Origin of the sequence: Pseudobacteriovorax antillogorgiicola, assembly GCF_900177345.1 — a bacterium.
GTDB lineage: Bacteria > Bdellovibrionota_B > Oligoflexia > Oligoflexales > Oligoflexaceae > Pseudobacteriovorax > Pseudobacteriovorax antillogorgiicola.
Genome location: NZ_FWZT01000028.1, coordinates 26,389 through 46,687, shown reverse-complemented (window position 1 = coordinate 46,687; position 20,299 = coordinate 26,389). Strand labels below are relative to the sequence as shown.

The window sequence follows — 20,299 nt, the reverse complement described above, 5'->3', positions numbered from 1 at the left end:
ATTCCCGCGAAACACGATAAGATTCTTAACGGAAAGGTTACTTTGTGAGTCATCCCGAAAACCAAAAACCCCTCTTAGCCCGCTATCTGATTTGGTCAAAAACCCGGTATCCTTTCAAAAATTGGATATTCAGCACCCTCGTTTATATTGCTATTGCCATCTATGTACGGTCTCTAGCGTGGCAGGATCATCTAGTTCTTGGCTCAGATGCCTTAATGGCGCTGGCTGTAGGGTGCTTCTTCCTGCTCCTTCGCATTTATGATGAGCATAAAGACTACGAAATCGATCGAGAGTTTCACCCTGATCGCCCCGTGGCTCGTGGCGTTGTGAGTTTAACAGAACTTAAATATCTGTTTGCAGGGGCTTGGCTCGTTCAAGTTGCCATTACTATAGCATTCTATGGATACGACAGCCCTGCGTTTATGGCTTGGGCGATAGCCTTCGTCTGGTCTTTATTGATGGCTAAGGAATTTTTCTGCGGAGAATGGTTGCAAAAGCGACTGCTTCTCTATGCCTTGTCCCACATGATCATTATGATTCCTCTAGCTTATTGGATGATTTTTTTGGCGAGCCAGGCGCTGCCTTGGCAGAGACCCCAGGCTATCGTCTTGTCATTCATGGTTTTTCTTACAGGTGCTATTGGCGAAGTTGCTCGTAAAACCCGTTCGCCTCAAGACGAGATCTCTGGCGTCGATTCCTATACCTCGGTTTTGGGAGTGACGGGCACTGCAATTTTGCTTCTCATTCTTGACGGCTTGTTTTTTGCTGGGTTGGCTTACTTGCTCAACTGTTTGGCGCGAGCTTCTGGGTGGCTTGTCTGGGGGGGAGCCGCTCTTACAGGCTTGACAGCGCTGATGGTGATCGTCAAGCTACTAGGTTTTGTTAAGGAAACTGGGGATGGTCAGGGTAAGGCTGTAGAAGATAGCCAGGGTCTTTTGATCCTAGTGGTTTTCTTGATCCTCATTATCGTGGGAACAATTGGGGGATTGTGATGCGGATACTTTGGCTTTTGGTAAGTTTAATTTTTTCGGCTAACGCTCAGTTAATCGCTAAACCAAACGCTCAGACGATTGTTGATCGCTATACCGAACGAAATGCTCTCGGTATACATATTGGTGAGGCAAACCTCAGCATGTTAATTCGTGATCGAAAGGGGCGCGAAAAAAATCGCGAGATGACTCTGCAAGTCTTTGAAAATAGCGAGGAGCGAGCGAACCTGCTTCGCGTTATGGAGCCTTCCGAGCTAAAGGGAACCACGTTATTATTTCGCGAGCAGAGAAAGGTCGACCAGTCTCAGATGCATCTATTCTTACCTCAAGCTGGTAAGCCGAGGAGAATAGGCGATAACCAAAAAAAGAGCCCCTTCGTTGCTAGCGACTTTACCTTTGGTGATCTTGATAGTTCGTATCTGAATGGTGCTGCCTTAAAACTTCTAGGCAGCCACAAAGTAGATCAGAATGATTGCTATGAAATTGAAGTGCTACCTAAGCAGAACACGATCGCAAAGAGAATTGTGCTCTATATTCGAAAAGATAGCTATCTTGCTGAGGCAATCAAATACTACGATACCAAGAATCAACTTTATAAAGTATTTAAGCTGATTAAAAGTGAAAAAACGGGAGATCAGTGGCTGGCTCGTCAATCACAAATGTGGAATAAAAAGACCGGATCTGTGACCGCCGTGAAAATCACTAAAATTGATGCTAAAGCCAAACTTCAGATAGAGCTATTTACTCCTGAAAGGATGACTCGTGCTCTGTAAATTCAAACTTTACATCTATGCCTTATTCAGTTGTTTGACTTTTTCATCAGTGGCTTTTGGAGCTTCCGATCCTGACTTGGAAGGTATGCCCTTGCTGTCCATGGAATCCACAAAACCGTCGGAACCAGTAGCCTCTGACACTCTGATAAAGCTGGGCTGGAAAACTGGTGTTCGGCAAATGCGAGATAAGCAGGATGTTCTCGGGTCCCTTAAAACCAGTGCCGATGCCAAGCTGGGTGCGCATGCGTCAGCTCATTGGGATGGTGAGCTTCGCTATCAAAAGACGTCCACACCGAGCTGGCAAGATTTTATTCACGAGGCTGCAATCACGTGGCGCTCGACGCATTGGGATCTGAAAGTCGGCCAGCAGCGGCTTCCTTGGGGAGTGATGGACTTTACCAGCCCTAGCAATCGACAGAGTGCTCAAGATTTAAGCCAAGGGGTTTCGCCAAGCTTGGCAACATTGAATCGAGGTGCGCCGGCTGTGATGGTGCGCGGTACTTGGGGAGGGGCGTTTGCGGAAGGCTTCTATCGCCCGTTCACCACTGCAACTTTGCTACCCGATGAAGGGTCTCCGTGGGGACAGTTTTCACCAATTATCAGACTCTTACCGGAAGCAAAACCATATGCTCAGGATGAGCGATACCGCGGTATCGGTGGCCGGATTGGATTTCGACTCGGAGCTTTAGGCATGAGGCTTGGCTCATACTCAGGTTATGATCAATGGCGTATCAACGACCATCAGGCCTTGGCAAGTAAGCCGAGTCCTCTCCGTTATCATAGCATTGATTTTGATGTGAGCCTCGGCTCTTGGGTTCTAAAGGGCGATCTTGCCTGGGGTGAAGCCCGGCGGTATCAGCTGAATCCCATTGGCTTAATCGAAAGTTTTGATGATCAGTGGCTGGCATCCGCAATTGGCCTTGACTACCAGTGGCAAGACTTCTCTCTAGTACTTGAAGGAGCCCGGATCGAATGGGATCAGGAGATCGAATCCCTGACAAAAGCCCTTGATAGCAGGAGTACTGCATCGATGGCGATCCAGCAGTCTTTTCTTAAGAGCGACTTGGACATTCATGTTATTGCTCAATATGGACTCGATGAAGGGGACTGGATAAAAATTCTAAAACTGAACTACAAACTCATAGATCATATACTATTTGAGGGTGGGGTAGTTGATCTAGAAGGGCCGGTTGATAGTCTTGCCGGGCTTTACGCAGATCAGGATTACTACTACCTGGAAATTCAGCTCGCCTATTAATACCATAGAGCTTAATGGGACATAATCGCAACTTAGCGAAAGTCTGCTCAATTTCAGTAGTTTCTACGACAGTGTCTAAATTTTTTGGATGAGACACTAGCAAATTTGCCGTAAATAAGTGCGCATACTTCGATTTTTCCTATCTTATGATTATATCTATTAAAAAATCGATGGCAATCGAGCCAGTCGAGTGTCCTTAAAAAGAGATTTCCTTTCGGGATCTTAGTGGAAGAGCAGGTCAGCAAGGGGGGATGGGTATTCAAATTGCTTAGAGTCACCAAGAGCTGAACACACAAGGATTTGATTAATGAGGAGTCTCACATGAAAATTTTTTGGACCACACTAATGGCCTATATATTATGCGTATGGTCATGTAGTGCCAAACAAAGTGATCGAAGGGTTGATATTTCAAAACAAACTAAACCTGATAATCAAGTGGATACCGTAGACGAGCAAACTGAAGAACCTGCGTCAGAGACCAGAGACGAAGTTACATTACCAGATTTTGCATTTTCAATGGATGAAGTTAAAAGTCTTGGGCCGATATTTGAAGAACAGTTGAGTGAATCACTTGAGGAAAGCGATGATGGTCAGTTCCAGGATGTGGAGCTTAGAATTGAAGGTCTCATCAACCGTGCTCTAGAAGCCCCCGATTTACAGCCTGGGCGGCAAATGAAGGTCGTGATTCAGGAGAATGATTTCCCAGGAGCTAATACCCTCATCAATATTCTTACGATCCGCAGTGCTACGCTAAGTTCTAACTTTGATAATAAATCTCGGCTTGCTGTACTCTGTCATGAAATAGGGCACACAGCGAGAAATCACTCAGACAAGTATACGGATAAAGTGATAGAATCCGGCGGTGATCCCTACAATCGATTTAGTCAAATGCCGGACTTTACTAGCTATCAGCAGGCAACACTATCGGGAACAACCTATACGCACGACTCAGAGCGATATAAGAAAGTCATTGCTACTTGGGAAAATTTCTCGAAAGATCTTTCTGAGTTTAAACAGAGGCAAGAATTTGAGGCAGATATTATAGGTGCTGCTATTTGTGGAAAGATGGGTATGGATGCAGCTACTTACCATGCTTCAATCATCACATTTCTAAAGAAGGCCTATGATATCGCCTCAGGCGATTCCTCTTCATCATCTGAGCCAGAAGATTTTCAACTGGAACTAGAGTCACAAGAGCGGGTCGACCTTTATTATAGAACGCTTTTTGCAATCAAAAGCCACCCTTCCAATGAGGAAAGAGATCTCCAGCTCAAAGAGGTCGAGTCTGCATTAGATGGATATTGGGATGCTGATGCCCCGTTTTATGAGGAGTTTTTAGACCTAGATATTGATATCTAGGTCAGTGCTTTCGTCATATTAAATTATATCGCTCGACTAGGCTTCTGACAACGTGTTGCCATATAGCAGCTTAGAAACTGGTCAGCTGGGGACCCTGAATCATTCCAGTCGTCTTCATAAAAGTCGATCATCACAAAGCCAGCTGCAAGCTGGCCTCCAATCTGGTCTTGGAGGCTATGACCGAAGCTCAATGGTTCGTTTTCTCCAAAGTATTTTATCCGGTCTTCTTCTGAAATCGAATCTAGATCGCTGTACGGGATCTTATATTTTAATTGCGCAATGCCCTGCTTCTCTAATTCGGGATCTAATGTGAATATGATCGGGTTACAAAATCCAGATACCATAATTCCACCTGGTTTTAGCACCCTAAAGGATTCACGCCAAACGGGTTTAATATCAGGTACAAAACAATTTGAGCAGGGATGAAATATAAAGTCGAAACTCTCGTCAGGAAAAATCGAAAGATCACTCATATCCCCTTCTATTGTTTCTATGGTCAATTGATCTCTCGCAGCAACCATGCGATCTTGGTCCAACTGCATAGGAGAATTGTCGAACACCGTGACTTCCGCCCCAGCTGCTGCCATCAGTGGGACTTGCTGACCTCCTGCTGAAGCTAGTGCAAGGATTTTAGACGACTTCCAATCTGGGTACCAATTTTCAGGAACTGGCTTAGTTGGTGTTAAGACGATCTTCAGATCGCCGTTTGCGGCTTTCTGTACCTCATCGCTTGATACAGGCTTAGTCCATTGATTCTCTTCTTGAACCTGGATATTCCACGCTTCTTTATTAAATTTTACTGGATCGAGTCTCATATTCTATTCCTAAAATAAGTTCTATGACTGGGCTCAGGTTTAGTCGTGGGTGAGTCCTTAAAACCTCTGATAAATGACAAGGGAGTGGAGTTGACTGAACTGATTCTCCTTCCCGCCGTATATTTCATAATGTCCAGTTTCTTTGCGGTAGAAAAATTCATATTCATTCGCCTTGAGCAAAAGACCGCGGGACGTCGATACCATGGGTATCGTGGGATAGACGTCCGCAGGATCGCCTTTGAAAGACATCTGTAGTGAATGAATTGTGGAGTTGCGAGATATCCCACTCCAGTCAGGCAAGCAGTCGATGCTACCGTCAGCCAAAGTTTTTTTCCTGCAAAATATCAAGCCACAGCCCCTTGCAGACCAAGATGGTGTTGTAAACGGAGGTTGCCAGGTATTTTGAAAAGCTATTAAAGCGAGGCTTAACTCTTCGTTTTCCCCTGCTTCTAAGCCTAAACTGACCTTCACGGCACACCGGTCTGGGATGATAAGGTTTAAGCTTACCGAACCGATTCCAAGATCATCAATATTTTTGATCGCGCAGAGACCACTGAAAGTATCAGTATACCCCGATGCCTCGTACCAGGTCGTGCATTTCTGATCGACTGTGCTAGTAGCTGTTGTTAGCAGTTTGGGAACTGCGTTCGTATCGATGGGTTCTTTGTCCACCAATGAAATAGGAATGTCTGCTAGTAAAGGGCGGTCATTGGAGGCTTCGAACCCATAGTCAATGGCGATGCCGTTCACGAATATGCCACTGCCATTGTCAAAGCTATTGGCCCCAATAACAGCAACTTCAAGTTCACGTGATAGGCCTTGCAACAACATGGGCACATTGTACATGGGGGGAGAGGGAGTCCAGGCAGCAGAAAATGCGATGTGCCTGATTCCTTCTTCCTGCACGGAAGCCATGATTGGCTCGGAAAAGTAGAGATCGTAGCAGATCACCATTGCTATTGGGATATCATGGCTCAATCCATTGTTATCGAGGATGTTGATGGTAAATCTACCATCGTTCTGAAATGCGACAGGAGGTTGGTCTATTACAGTCGCCTCTCCATAGAGGTGGCGTTTGTGATAGAAGGCAAGGATGCTGCCATCTTTGGCGAATGCAACATTGGTATTGAATATGTAGAAGCCATCCGCAGGGCATTCTAGGCTATCGCTACAGTTGATCTTGCGAGCTGTGTTCACAACCAGGTTGATTTTGCCAGCCTGCGCTACACAGCTATAGGCAATCGAAGCTTTTATTACACTTCTAGCTTGCCAGGCATTACAGTCTTCTTCGGTAGCTTGCCATCCCTTTGCAGGCCATTCTTCAGCTAGCTCCAAAAGGGTTGTCCGAGACCATGCTCCCCACTGGTCTCCAGGAGACACTGCCCACCCCCATGTAGCAGTTTCTGATAGGACGGCCAGCTGAGCACCTTGTTTTGCACTATTGGTTATCAATTCTTCAAGATTCTCAAGATCCCAAGCGAGATTTTCACGGATGGGGAGCGCATAGTCCGCTGTGCTAGCATAAGGGATGACAGCACTTCGAAATGATGGAGGGCTACTGATGCTTAGCTCTGTATTGCTTGCTAGACTAGCTAAGTCGTTTAAAGATTCATCAGATTGTGCGGGCGTTTGATCTACTACAGCTGCATAAGATTTATCTATCTTTAACCCATGTGAGGCAGCGACAAATAAGCAGTAAAGGGTTAATAGTCTATTCACGAGGCGAATCTCCAGCAATGAGTCACAAAATAATCTCCCATTAAGAATACAAACCTTATAAAAGCTCTGATAAAAAGGCAACATAACCGTCTGCCTGATCAACTCCAATCTTTACGCTGAGGATTCTCTAGGATAAATCGACTGACGGACTGACAGAGTCTCTCTAGAAATGGGAAACGAGCGATGTTGTGAGCCAGGCAGTAAAGGTTGAGTCTCGTAAGCGCAAATACAAGACCGTTGTAGTACATAAGCTCGGCAAACTTAGGACGATCCAAATCGAATTGGATATATGACTCAAGATACCTACAATAATCGTCAACATAAGACTGCCAATCTTCTATAGGGCGATCCGGGCTAATGACAAAGCCAAGAAACTCAATAAGATCTCTCTGGGGGTTGTGAAACTGTGCTAGTTCCCAATCGAATAGGCAAAGGTTTAGCTCTCCTTCGGAACGCCTGAAGCAAAGATTCCGAGGGTTGAAGTCACCGTGGGTGAGTGTTTGATGGTAGCTCTGCATGATGCGCCCGAAAATATGGATACGCTCCAGAGATGCTCGCATGTGCTGGCTGAGGTCTCCCATAATATCAGGGTAACGTTGACCTACGTAGCGGGTTAGCTCGTCTAAGAAGGTTCGGCCATCAATGATGTGACTCGCATCAAAGTGCTCGATATGTCCCGGGGGAAGTGAGTCTGGTTGATTTAGATGTTTGCTATGAATATGCGCCATAGCCTTCAGGCAAGCCTGGATGTGATCTTCAGTCCATGAGTTCATTTCGTTTACCGAGTTCAATAACTCAAAAGACGACATGTCTTCCATGGCAATAGCATAAAGCTCACGCTCAGGCATGCTGATGCAGCCCAAAGTTTTAGGCAGATACTGCCTTATGTCCTGGTGAAGCCCTTGAAAAATTTCTATCTCGCGGAGGTGGCTGTGTTCGAAACCAAAAATGCGATAGTGCAGCTCAAATAATCCAGGTAGGCGATCTTCTCCAGAGAGGCGAATAAGATTGAGCCCAAGTTCCACAAGCTCATTGTCAGGGCTTTTGAGCTTGATCACAACAGGTACTTCTTCCCCAGATTGGGTATTGAGACGGAACTTAAACAATCCTTTCGAGCCCTGCCGTTTTTCCGACATAAGGCTGGCGGTAGCGCCACTATTGTTGGAAAACTCGACCTGTTCGCAGTGGGTAATGACATCGTTGGGCAATGGCAGCACGCTATTAAAAAATTCGGCACTGACTTCCGATAGCTTAAAGTATGCCTTGGGTCGGTTACGACCAAGCTTCTCATGGGCCGATACAAATTGTCCTGCTGCGATCGCTGCTCCTGTGGATAAATCGAGGGCGAGGCAGGTCGCGGCAATGATTTCTGCCATCCGAAACGCTCGATCTGTGCCCGCACAGTCCATCATTTTCAGACACTCTTGTTGAGTGGGCAGAGCGGTACCGCCGCCGACAGTTCCAATAACTAAGGAGGGAAGGTAAGCGCAGATATACAGGGCTTGATCCTTCTCTTTCATATTCAAAATACCAATAGAGGATTCATGGACGCTGGCGATGTCTTGGCCAGTAGCTGCAAATATCCCTCCCACAACATTGGCAAAGTTGATATTGGCTCCCACCATTCCAATCTGTCGAGCACCAACATTGGCAGCCATCCAGCCTTCGATCATATCGTGCAGTTCGACTTTCAATACTTTTTTAAGGATATCTTCTGGGATCAGGCATTCAGCTACTGCAGCAATCCCGCGGCCTTGAATAAAATTTTGGTGATTAACTTTCTTATCACCCGAAAGATTGCCTTCAATATTATATTTAATAAAGCCCATGGTGGATAGCTTGCTAATTTGCTGCGCAATCCATTCGCAAGCCATAAAAGTGCAGGCCGTTGTCATGTTTTGCCCGGCTGCATCCCCAGTAGTATAGAAAAATTTTACATGGACCGTATCACCAAAAATAAAGTGCTGAATGTCGGAGACCTTTGCAACACTGGAAACGCTTTCCGCTTGTGCAATGACTGCCTCACGGTTGCCATCGAGCCAGTGGGCGAAGCCCACAGACGCCTGCATGTGTCTGAAGTGAAAACTAGGAGCCCTTAGCATGGTTTGGTGGATGACATGGGTTCTAATACCACCAGCGAGAGCACACGCCCTTGCTCCCCTTGTAATGGAACTGACTAATGCGCCTTCCGTTGTTGCGATGGGAACGGGAATATGAGCGTGGGTATAGAGCCCCTTGACATGAACTGGACCGGCGATCCCTACGGGAATCTGCACAGCTCCGATATAGTTTTCAATATTGCCAGCGAGGTCTTCTGGGTTTAGGTGATTATCCCGAAGGTGAGGGAAACGATCGTTCCACTTCTCCTCAAGCCAATCATGGCGTTCTTGAATGGCCTCTTGCTTGAATGGGTTGGCCCGCGATGATGAAGGCAATCGATCAGGTTGGAAGAGCTTGTGCTCTTGAGACTTGGCACTTCCTTGCTCCGTGATTCGTAGCATTACATCATGGAGGGATTTAAGAGCCTCTTCATGCTTGGCTTGAAAACCGAGTCTTAATCGGCTAGTGATATTATCATACTCGATATAAACAACTTCGAGACCATGGATACAATAGTCGTCATCTGTCTTGTGAACATAAAGTTTGGGCACGATGGGATCGTAGTCTAAGCTGCGCTCATCCTCAAAGGGCACGAAAACACCCAAGCCGATGCGACTCCAATCTGCAAGCTCTCCTGTTAGAATCCGGCTTCCTAAAGCAAATAAGACCCGAGGCCGACGACCACGGTGATAGAACAAGCGGGATTCAGTTCTGGATTTTTTCATGTCACTCTCTTTATGAATTATTTTATCAGACGACGCACTTGGTTTCGATCGATCTTGCTATTGTGGCGTCGATCGACTGGAATTTGGTCTAAGACCACTATCTTAGCATTAATATTTCGTCGCTCTAAAATGGAAAGTATCTTGGGTTTCAAGGCCTCGTCAGTAGCTTTTGGTTCGAAAACTAGGGTGATTACACCTTGCACTTCAAGCAAGGCAGACCTTTGGACTCCCGGGATTTGGTCGATCTCTTCTTCTATAGGAAACGGAAAGATCAGGTTTCCGTCGCTATTTCGCAACTCATCTTTCGCCCGTCCCACGAGACATAGTCGCCCCCGTAGATCTCGGTAGGCGAGGTCGCCGGTGCGATGCCATAGGTAGCCTTCCTGGCTTCTGATTTTGGTCAGGCGGTTGGCTTCAGGATGATTTAAGTACTCTTCCACTACATGTGGGCCACGAACCCAAAGCTCGCCCACTTCACCGGGAGCAGCTTGGATCTGTCGAAGCTCAGCCTCGGAGGGCTGGTGGCTGGTGGCCTTAGGGATTAGTCTTACAGTTGCAGCGTCTACGATAGTTCCAACCAAGTAGCCTGCTAATTTCTCTTGGATCACAGATTCCATTGATGTATAAGCGATCGGTTCAGCTTCGGTGGAGCCGTAAAGAATCAGATTTTGACTTTCAGGTAAAGTCGAGATGATTTTTTGAGCTAGTCTTGTTGGGGTTGGTGCTCCCCCTGTCACAACTGTTCGCAGTTTCTTTATTTCATGGGTCGGTGTCATCTCGTCAAAAACCGATTCTAGAAATGCAGGGGCTCCGAAGAGGCTCGTCACTTGGTCATCGAGCATCTGTTGGACGATGACCTTGCCCTTCGCTCGACCTGGCTTGGCAAGATCCAACGCTGGGAAAATGCAGGTGACCCCGTGGCAAATATAAAAGAGACTTGATATGGGAAAGCAAGTCATGGCGACTTCATCCGGTGCGGGTGTCCAGACGCTATTGAGAGCTTCATGCTGGCCTTGAAGGATAGCCCTAGTTCGGTTTGCAGCTTTGGGCCTGCCACTGGTACCTGATGTGAAGGTGATGATGCCTTCGTCCCCATCCTCTCGGGTTCGATCGATTTCCCAGTCAGTGGCACCAGGCAGCAAGAGAGCTTCGAGTGCTTGCTGAGAGTTTTTCCGCCAAGGATAAGCCTTGATGGATCTTAGTGCTGGAATGAATCGCCGCCACCGAACGATACCAGGCAAGGTGACAATGGCCTTGGCCTTGCTGCCTTTTATAGCTTGAAAGGCTCGGCGCAATCCCATCCCTGGATCGACGAAGGTCGGTACTGCACCTCTAGCAAATAAGGCGATCATCAGGCATATCATATCCACAGTTACTGGAAAGAGTAAAATCACCCGATCACCAGGGCCAATACCCTCGCGCTTTAGCCCCTGAATCAGCTCAGCTACTCTTGAGCCTAGCTCGCCGTAGCTGAGATTGTTGCTGGCTGTCACTTGCTTGTCATCCCAAGACTGTGGGATGGAAAGAGCGAGCCTCTCTGGTTGCTCTTGGACGTGACTCCATATCATGTCGACAAAGCGAAAATTCTGACTCAAGGCTCGACCTCCATATGAATCAGGCCTTGAGCCCCATCCATCTTAATCTCTTGACCGTCAGCTAGCTTCTCAGTTAGTTGAGGGATGCCAACGATAGCAGGAATTCCGAGTTCGCGGGCAATGACTGCACTGTGTGATAAAGTCGAGCCTCGTTCTACAAGAATTCCAGAAGCTGATGGGAAAAGGGGAGTCCAGCCAGGATCTGTGCGAACAGTGCATAGGATTTGACCATCGAGATTTAGTTCGTCTTGTGGTGAAAAAATCTTCCGCACCTTGTTTTGGACAATGCCTGGATAGCAGCCAATACCTTTTAAGCAATCCCCGGATTGTTCTTGAGCTGCGCTGTGCTCTGATTCATAACGATAGTCATTGTGATGATAGACTGGACCCCATGTTTTGAAATGGTGAGGCAGGTCCTTTGCTTCATATTGCTGCCATTCAGGTTTTCGTGCGGCCACGAGAGATTTCAGCTCCGTATGCACGCTCCGACCCTCGTGATAGGCATCAAGCTCATCAACGGTCAGATAAAAAACATCCCGGCCATCTTCCAGAAGTCCATAAAATGCCAATTGTTGACCAATTTCGTTGTACAGATCGCGGAACAGACCGAAAGAGCGCGTTCGAGAGAAACGCATATTTTCACGATATTTAACTGCTTTGCGAAGGTTCTGAAGATCCTTCTTGAATTTTCGCAGCGCCCGTGATCCTCGTTTATGGCGAATCCGGTGGAAGGCTTCTTGTTCTGCCTCTTGGCGCATTTTCAACTCTTTGGCTTCGATCGCCTCCAGGCTAAGCTCTGGTTTTGCGATAAAGTTACGGAGAATAGCGAACATGAAGCTAGGGTCTTGGCGCAAACTGATTGATTCTAGTTTTAGCTCACCCATGCAACGATCGCCGTATAGCTCGATATAGATCTCACATTCTTTGAATAGCTCCGGCTCTCGGCTCCGAAATACCTCCCATAGGTCTGGGTCGTCCCAAGTCTCAAATAAGTCTCGCGCTGAGCCTTGCCTGATTTTTTCCGCAAGGCGGATAAGAAATTTGGTAGGTTCAGTGGATTCCACATCTGGTTCGCCAGACATGAGGTTATTTTGGATTAAATCTGGATTATCAAAGCCGGCCTTCTTCAAGTGGCGATGAACCTTGCCATTGGTCATCATAACGAAAAAATCGTTGATGATGGGCGTATGCCATTGCTCTAAGAGGTTTTTCGTTAGCTGCTGAACCAGCTTAAATAGCTCGGAAACTTCCAAACGGTGAAGGTTTGGCCGATCGATTGATTTGTACTGCTCGTGAAAATGGCTTAGAAAATCTGCTACAAGGTGGTCGATTCGGGCAAAATTTCGTAGGAAGGACATAAGGAGTAAGATCATTTGCGGCAGCTTCTTGATCTTCTCCCACAAGCTCAACTCGGCATCCTCAACAAAGTCGACGGGGTCTTGAAGCCCCATCATCTTCTCCATGTCAGCCTTATTGGTTTTGAAAGAAGGCAGTAGGCTGAGCCCCTCGTACCAATGGTTGATATTGTAGTAGACACGGCCATGAATTAGGCCCAGCATATTCGATAAGCCTTTGTCTTTCTCTTGAATCACGGATTCAGGAGTTCCCAATATTCTCAGGGTTTGGGTGTAGACTGATTTATAAGCACGGTTTGCATGGCTGAATGTGAGTGGGGTTGTCACTCCGCAGTAACTCTCTTGAATGTTCGAATTATCCCAAACAATCTCGTGACCAAGAGGCTTTTGCGGCGGTGGCAGGTGTGTGATGGGGCGTGTTTGCAGAATGAAAACCTTGCTATCAGCAATGGCGAACTCAATATCTTGTGGCGATCGTTTCAAGCCAGAAATGCTCAGCCCTAGCTCCCTAAGCTCTTGGATCTGCTCACGAGAAAGGCTCGGTAAGTCCTGTAGCTCCGTATGAACAGCTTGCTCTTGGGTGCCCATATCCGGCGCTGCGACTAGCATGATGTCTTTATTTGCAATCTTACGTTCTCGTTCAGTTCCGTCTTGATCGATACTGAACTCATCCGCATTGCAAATCCCTGAAACCAAACCCTCACCCTGTCCAAAAACAGACGTGATCAACAATGTGCGCCGTGAGCCTGTAATGGGGTGGGCTGTGAACATGACTCCAGAGCGTTCACTGTCGATCATTGTCTGCACGATTGCTGCGCCCTTGATTGTATGGATCGGCCGCTGATGTTGCTTTCTATAGGCAATAGCATGATCAGAGAACATGCTGGCCATGGTTTTCAAATAGGATTGCTTGATAGCACTGAGACTTTTCTGAAAAAGGAAGGAGTCCATTTGCCCGGCAAACGAGGCTTCCGCCGAATCTTCATCAGAAATCGATGAACGCACAGCGTAAGGGGCTCCGTCTTCAAAGCCAATCAGGCTAAGTTTGGCGAGAAGTAGGTGCTCAGAGTCGACAGACCATTGAAGGCCTTCGATGAGACGACGAATATCGCTAAGCATGGCACTATCGCTTTGAGACTCGTTTATTTTCTCCAGCATCTCATCAAACTGATTTTGGCAATGATTGCTCCGGAGAAGTTCGTCGAAAAGCGATGATCCAAGTATAATAAATGGAGGGACGCGAAAACCGTTTCTAACCAGCCATGAAAGGTGGAAGCCTTTGCCACCAGCAAGATCGATTTGGCTAGCCTGGGGGTCATGAGGGGAAAATATTTGCTCTGTGGTCATGAGCCAAGCCTCTTATAGATGTCGATGAAATACATTTGTGTCTGCTCCTCTCGAAGCAAGCTTTGGTAAGTTTGGGTGCGGCATTCGAAACCTTGGGTATCAAGGCGGAATGGAATCCGGATATAACTACGAAAGATAACCGTTGCATGCTCGCTAAGCCCTGCTTTTAAGGCCTGAAGGAACGATTGCTCCATGGGAGGTTTCAGGTAGGACGGAACATTGGAAAGAGATACATAGTCCAAGGGCTTATCAATTTTCGAAGCCTGGCTGATCATGCAACCGAGCTTGTAGCGTACCTCGCAGTCTTTCAAAGTATTTTGAGCTAAGGAATATACACTTTCCTGGGCTTCAGGAGGGCGGGCGCAGGGAAAGCCAATGCGGCCAAGAAATAAGAGGTTGAGGTAGAAGTTTTGCCTTGCATAATGCTCTGAAAAAAGCCTTTGGAAAACCTTCAAATAGAATCGGTAATAGCTATCGGGGATATTCTTTTCAGGGAAGCTACCCCGATATAGAATGCTATTATAAAAAAGGCTATTCCCTAGAAGAAATACTGCTGCTCGAAATCGATTTTGCGGGAAACTACTTTCTATAAACCGTTGCTGATCAGCGAGATCATTTTGCTCAAAAAGTTCATCCGCTGCAGATCCAACAAACTTTCTTACCACTTTATTCATCGTTAACATGAACTTTTCCCAGCGACCTTCGTAGAGAATGGAGTGCCACCCGTGCTGCTCAAATAGTTGATGAAGGTAAGCTTTTGCATCACTGGAAAGGGACAACCTTGAAAAAAGCCTCATGCGTTTGTTTGGGGGACAAGGCTCGTATCCCAGAAATTCAAGATAATCCGCGTAATCAAGGGTCCGAACGGCCTCCACCCTAAGTTCGCAGAGATAGAGCTGCTCCTGACTTACGTCGTAACAACTAAGGATCTGAGGCTTGCGGCTAAGGAGAGGAATTGCACGACTGCCAGAGCCAGCAACCACTGCCACATGACCTTGCTCTAGGGGGAGGACTTGAGTTTCAACGCTGGCATCTTCATTTGCAAGGCTATAGTTTAAGCTTGCAAAATAACTCTTGGTCATTCTACTTCCGTCTCTTCAATTTGAGGTTTATTTCGTCCTTGGGATAGACAGTGACTCCTGCCATAGGAGACGTCTTAAGCCCAGGGTTTGGGATCAGGTCAAACGATTGAAAGATCGTCGCAAGGATTGTCATCGCCTCAAGCATAGCGAAATTACTGCCTATACAGGTTCGTTTGCCACCACCAAAGGGAAAGTAGGAAAACTGGGGGCGCTCTTTTTTGAGCCCAGCCTGCATCCGTTCTGGCCAAAATCGATCCGGGTCTTGCCAGTACTTTGATGAGCGATGAGTCGCCCATTGACTTACCATGACCATGGTGCCTTTTTCAAGCTGGTATCCACCAATTTCCACCGTTTTTAGAACGGTTCGGCGGTTTGCCCAGGCTGGGGGATAAAGCCTTAGAGATTCTTCGATCACCATACTAAGATACCTCAAGCTAGGAAGATCACTAAAGGCGATTGGTCTATCAGCCAATTGCTCTGTAAGCTCTTGACATAACTTCTGGTAGACGTCGGGATGGCGATTCAGTAGGTAGAGTGTCCAGGAAATTGCATTGGAAGTTGTTTCATGACCGGCTAACATGAAGGTCATGATTTCATCGCGAATTTGTGTTAGGGTCATCCCTTGCCCTGATTCATCCTGGCTATGGACAAATTTTGTCATGAGGTTTGCGTCAGGATTTGATTTGCGCTGCACCGATTTGATCATTTGATTCGTAAATTGATCAAGGGTGGTAATCTGTTTTCGAATCCAGCGATTCTTTTTTGTGGGCACCCACAACGGCGACACTATACCTTTCAAACTTCGCTCCCCAAACTGATCTACAACGGCCCTAACGGTTGCGTGGATATTTGTAGGTGCCTCATGTTCATCACCTGTAAGAAAAAAGCGACTTAAGATATGTAAAGTGAGATCAGCGAGGGTATGCCTTACGGGAATCATCAGTTCGTCAGTCTCACCATCAACTGCTTGGCTATTTAGGTAATCTCTTGTCATAGACGCAATAATAGGGATAATTCCACTCAATTCCCGCCTGTGAAAGTGAGGAGCTGCGAGCCGTCGTTGTCGCTGCCAATACTCACCCTCAGAAAGCAATAGCCCATTTCCGAGCAGTGGTGTCAGTCGTTTTGCAGCCTTGCTTTTGCCAAAGGTGTCGTTGTCTTGGCGATACACCCGGGCGATATCCTCAGCGTCTGAAATCAATATAAATTCGAACCCAGCGAGATTGAAGCGACTCATAGGGCCGTATTGCGATGCAGTTTCTTGTAGAAAGCTTAAGGGGTTGCGTCGGAATTGAGGGTAAACCCCTAGAATGGGTAGCCCCTTTGGGCCAGGGATATCTTTTTTTGTTGCCATAACGGTTCCCGGAAAAATGAGAACAATATCAGTTTTTTCAGGGGATGTACCGTGAAAACTTTCAGCAAGGCAGGTTTACAAACGGTCGTTGGCAAGGCTTTAATACCTTCGATTAAGAAGACTTACCACCTTTGTAAAGCGGCTCATCATCATCCAAAAAGTTCTGACCTTCCAGTTGGATTTGTCGACTGCCGATTTCAATATGGTTTTTATCGAAGTAGCGTTCAAGTCGAAACACATATTGGTGTGCTTTGTTAAACTTTTTCTTACCATGCTCTTGAGATAACTGGAACCATTGATGGGCATCCTTCAAATCATGGTGACGCAAGTATCCAAGCCCAATATTGAAGCTTACCTTGGATTTTAATACAGAGCACTTGAGGTAATTGAGCGCTTGCTGGTAATGAGCAATAGCATCATCGAGACGGCCCTGATGAACCATCGAGATTCCCATGGTGTTGAGAAGGCTAGCATAGCTGGCTGAAAGGGATATTTCTGGATTTTGCTGAGATTGCTCCTCCATAGTTTTGGCTAGTTGAAGGCCAAAATTTGCAGCTTTATCATGTTGGTCGAGGCTTAAAGCTCGTGAGAAGCTTTTCTGGGCCGCCGCACAATCTTTGTTTTTTAGCTCGATCTTGCCGAGCGCACATAAGCGTTTGGGGTTCTTGGGGTTTAGAATATCCGCAGCTTTAAGGACTTTGTAGGCTTCTTGGTGACGGCCAATGCTAATATAGAGCTTTGCCAATCTGTTGAGAGCGCAGATATTGTGATTGTCATGTGCAATGAGGGAGAGGAGCATGGACTCGGCTTCGCGGCTAAGGTTCGCTGCGGCGAAGGCATCTGATAGCATTACCCCGAATGGAACGGGGTTTGGTGAAGTTTTGAGGCGATCTAATAACAGTGTGGTTTGTTCGCGAACGTCAAGTGTTTCGTCTTGAATCAAGCGAAGCACCCGCCCATAGTTTTCTCGATACCAGCGTTCCTCTTTATGAAGGGTTCTAGCGAGAGCTTTGAAAACAGAAGATGTCATGGGCTTCTCAAGGAACTCGGTACAAAAGTGTTCCTTTGCAAGGCTGGTTTCAGAACCAAGTGGCAAGCCGGTGAGGATCATGATAGGCGTGAGCGCAGTTTCTTGGCATTGCCGGATTCGGGAAATGATTGCTGACGGAGATAAGGAGCCTTTGTAGGCCCAATCGATGACGAACAAATCATATTTTTCAAGCTGTTCTGGGCTACTTAAGAATGGGAAGGCATCCTGGCAGTCATCGACCCCTTCGTAGCCGAAGGCGGCACAATATTGTTGGATGATCTCGACCACATGGGGATCGTGGTCAAATATAGCAACTCGTTTCTTTTCGACTCCTGGTGGCATGATATACACCCACAAAATGATGAATGCCGGAGCTGAGGAGTTCATCTATAGAGAGTCCTCAGGATTTATGCCTTCTACGGAACAATGAGCAGGAACCTGACCAGTTTTTTTCTGGTCTGTTTAACCTCTAGATCTTAGGCCCTTAGGGCTACTAATGATGGCTAATTAAATTGGTTTGCGACCTAGGGTTCATATTTTTGAGGGCTATGCGGATCGCTCCGTAAACCTGGAAAGAGACGCAGGCTGCCTGGCAGTAAATGAGAATCTTTTGGGCTGTGACTTGCACAGTCAGGCCCCATTCCGTATCCGCTTTGGGGCCGAAAAAGAGGATGACAAGATAAATTGTTAGCACGCCGCAAAAGGCGATGAAGGCCCAAGCGTATCGGTTGGGGTACTCTGGATTGCGGAAGATCGCGATGGTATACAGGATTACCGAAAGCTCGAACGATAAAAAGGTGACATGAACAAAATGTAAATGCAAGGCCCCAAACATGTCCCATGGTGTCAATGCGATTCCTAAGTAGCCAAGACCAGTCATGACACCAAAAAAACTGCCAAAGAATGCTAGAGTGCGACCGCCTGCGCGAAAGAAGTTTGGAAACATCATATAAAAAAGTACTTGGCCGATGGCAGCCAGGGTCAACGCTGAAACGAAGATAAGCATCGGACGGTATTGGGGAGCGCCATCAAAGCTTGTGACCCGCCCGAGGTCGCTGAAGAAGTTTTGGAAGAACTGATAGCCTTCAATGTGGGGATTGGTATTGGTGCCACCAGGGTAAGCAATCATCGCGACGACAGTGAGAAGGAGGAAGAGTACTAAAGTTGCTTTGGCTAAAAAAAGAGCTCGAATATGTCGCAAAGTTAGATTCATCTCATCTCCAAGTCGGTCGTCCCCATGAAGCGATCGGTAATGTCGTCAGCATACCCGAACGGAGCATGTAAAGCCCAGGGCTCATTGTGCTATTGAGTCTTTAGTAACAGTTTTCGCAAGGGACAAAGCCTCGAAAAATAGTCAATTTGTATCATTTTTTGCCCACACCTGGGCTACGACATGGGGACAAGACTGGGTTTGTATGGCGCTGCCTCATTTTCGTCCACATAGCCCTCATCATCCTCGTCCTCCACATCAAAATAGTACCCTCGATCAAGCACCTCTAGCTCTTCACCGTAAAAGTAGTGAAGCTGCTCGGTACCATCACCATCGATGTAGCCACAAAAGCAACCGGACTCAGGACAAAGATAAGTCAAAATTGCAGTCTCGCCTTCATAGAATCCCGATTTCACAAGGACCCGATCTCCGAATCTTAATTTCTGTCTTTTCTGTATCATCTCAAACCCCTTTTGTAGAAAGGATATCAGATTAGTAGACAAGGAAACTTTAAAAAAACTTAAGAAGGAGATAGCAGTTTATTTTCATTGAATAAAAAAAACATGCAGTAAATAAGACCTGGTAGAGATGTATTTATCATCTCTATTGGCATGTCATAATATTAGAGAAGAGATAAATTTGCAGCCTCTGACTAGGTTTCTTGAGTCATCAACTGATATCTGCTTTAAGTGGCCTGATGGTTTGACTACAGGCCTATTGAAATACTGCAACACCAAGGTCTGGGCCTATTCATCAAAACGATAGACTAGCGATACCAAGGTGCTATCAAAGCTCCCCACAGAGTCGATAAAAAGCTCAGTGCGACTCGTCTTGGTTTTACTTCCATCTGCATTCGTGACTTCTGTTGTTGATGTCAGCTCACTTTGAAAAAATTGGCTTTCTAGTTCTATGTGGAATGCTTTGCTCAGAGCTAGCCTTAAACCGAACTGCCCGCTGTAGAAAATACCAAAGACTTCTGTGACCGCATCAGGCTCTGTTGAATTGATTAAGGCAACCCAAGAAAGGTAAGGAATTAAGCGTTTATGTAGTCGGCTAAAAAAGTACTTGCGACCTCCACCAAGGCTGATGCTTTGAGTGCCTTCCGGGGCGTTGTCACCACTATATGAGGTCTGTGTTAGAGATGCTTGGACAAACCACTGCTTCCGGTCTTCCGTTAACAAGCCATAGCGGGCGCCTAATGTGATCTCTGATGAGGAAACGCCATCATCAATATCCTGACTGCGATAAAGTCCTTGGATCAAACTGATGTCCTCAGCTAAGGCATGGGTCGAGAAAAGAAAGGAGGAAAGGAGAGTCATCATGGCTAAGACGAGTTTCATAGGGAACTCCTGTGGTTGCTAGTTATTGCAAAAAAATCATGAAATTACGGTATATTATCTAAATCCTGCTGATCAGGCTAGCCAGACTTCACCTGTTGCACCATTGATGACTGTGAAGCTATTGCCATTGTTGGCTTTTCAGCATGATTACTCTAGCGTGCGATCAAACCGGTTTGGCTTTTGAGCACTCAAAGGCCCTATTTATTCCAGTAATTCTCTGACATTCCTGTTCGATCGATCTGATCTGA

General features: G+C 46.5%; 15 protein-coding genes. 4 read left to right on the top strand and 11 right to left on the bottom strand.

From position 1 onward, the window contains the following. Window positions 1-44: 44 nt before the first annotated feature. From B9N89_RS26805 to B9N89_RS26790, 4 genes are all read left to right on the top strand, one after another. Window positions 45-992 (top strand): UbiA prenyltransferase family protein, encoded by a 948-nt coding sequence (locus B9N89_RS26805; protein WP_132324603.1) that lies wholly within the window; start codon window positions 45-47, stop codon window positions 990-992. Next, complete coding sequence (locus tag B9N89_RS26800; protein WP_132324601.1) at window positions 992-1,762, top strand: outer membrane lipoprotein-sorting protein; 771 nt, start codon at window positions 992-994, stop codon at window positions 1,760-1,762. Before B9N89_RS26805 ends, B9N89_RS26800 begins: the two co-directional genes overlap by 1 nt. Next, entirely contained in the window at window positions 1,752-3,020 is a 1,269-nt protein-coding gene (locus tag B9N89_RS26795) for a hypothetical protein (protein WP_132324599.1), read from the top strand. The genes B9N89_RS26800 and B9N89_RS26795 overlap by 11 nt, the downstream gene beginning before the upstream one ends. 321 nt (window positions 3,021-3,341) lie before the next feature. Next, window positions 3,342-4,379: a M48 family metalloprotease gene (locus tag B9N89_RS26790; RefSeq protein WP_132324597.1), complete on the top strand. Its 1,038-nt coding sequence runs from the start codon at window positions 3,342-3,344 to the stop codon at window positions 4,377-4,379. A 23-nt stretch (window positions 4,380-4,402) separates the two neighbouring features. Here B9N89_RS26790 and B9N89_RS26785 read toward each other — a convergent pair whose 3' ends face one another. From B9N89_RS26785 to B9N89_RS26735, 11 genes are all read right to left on the bottom strand, one after another. Continuing rightward, window positions 4,403-5,194 carry a class I SAM-dependent methyltransferase gene (locus B9N89_RS26785; RefSeq protein ID WP_132324595.1) on the bottom strand — a complete coding sequence of 264 codons (792 nt, stop codon included), beginning with the start codon at window positions 5,192-5,194 and terminating at the stop codon, window positions 4,403-4,405. Window positions 5,195-5,251: 57 nt separating this feature from the next. After that, complete coding sequence (locus B9N89_RS26780; RefSeq protein ID WP_159455662.1) at window positions 5,252-6,913, bottom strand: nitrilase-related carbon-nitrogen hydrolase; 1,662 nt, start codon at window positions 6,911-6,913, stop codon at window positions 5,252-5,254. Window positions 6,914-7,011: 98 nt separating this feature from the next. Then, the gene (locus B9N89_RS26775; protein ID WP_132324591.1) at window positions 7,012-9,738 is read right to left on the bottom strand and encodes a phosphotransferase; all 2,727 of its coding nucleotides are present in this window, start codon (window positions 9,736-9,738) and stop codon (window positions 7,012-7,014) included. A 17-nt stretch (window positions 9,739-9,755) separates the two neighbouring features. Then, window positions 9,756-11,333, bottom strand: coding sequence for an AMP-binding protein (locus B9N89_RS26770; RefSeq protein ID WP_132324589.1), 1,578 nt, complete (start codon window positions 11,331-11,333; stop codon window positions 9,756-9,758). Beyond that, the gene (locus B9N89_RS26765; protein WP_132324587.1) at window positions 11,330-14,035 is read right to left on the bottom strand and encodes a phosphoenolpyruvate synthase; all 2,706 of its coding nucleotides are present in this window, start codon (window positions 14,033-14,035) and stop codon (window positions 11,330-11,332) included. The genes B9N89_RS26770 and B9N89_RS26765 overlap by 4 nt, the downstream gene beginning before the upstream one ends. Further along, on the bottom strand, window positions 14,032-15,117 hold the full coding sequence (locus B9N89_RS26760) for a DUF3419 family protein (protein ID WP_132324585.1): 1,086 nt from the start codon (window positions 15,115-15,117) through the stop codon (window positions 14,032-14,034). The genes B9N89_RS26765 and B9N89_RS26760 overlap by 4 nt, the downstream gene beginning before the upstream one ends. Before the next feature lies 1 nt (window position 15,118). Next, window positions 15,119-16,471, bottom strand: coding sequence for a cytochrome P450 (locus B9N89_RS26755; RefSeq protein WP_132324583.1), 1,353 nt, complete (start codon window positions 16,469-16,471; stop codon window positions 15,119-15,121). Between the two features lie 112 nt (window positions 16,472-16,583). Beyond that, entirely contained in the window at window positions 16,584-17,843 is a 1,260-nt protein-coding gene (locus B9N89_RS26750; RefSeq protein WP_159455661.1) for a tetratricopeptide repeat protein, read from the bottom strand. 151 nt (window positions 17,844-17,994) lie between these two features. Then, window positions 17,995-18,714 (bottom strand): hypothetical protein, encoded by a 720-nt coding sequence (locus tag B9N89_RS26745; RefSeq protein ID WP_132324579.1) that lies wholly within the window; start codon window positions 18,712-18,714, stop codon window positions 17,995-17,997. A gap of 173 nt (window positions 18,715-18,887) precedes the next feature. Beyond that, complete coding sequence (locus B9N89_RS26740) at window positions 18,888-19,172, bottom strand: hypothetical protein (RefSeq protein WP_132324577.1); 285 nt, start codon at window positions 19,170-19,172, stop codon at window positions 18,888-18,890. Window positions 19,173-19,457: 285 nt separating this feature from the next. After that, window positions 19,458-20,051, bottom strand: a complete 594-nt coding sequence (locus tag B9N89_RS26735) for a hypothetical protein (RefSeq protein ID WP_132324575.1) — start codon at window positions 20,049-20,051, stop codon at window positions 19,458-19,460. Window positions 20,052-20,299 lie beyond the last annotated feature (248 nt).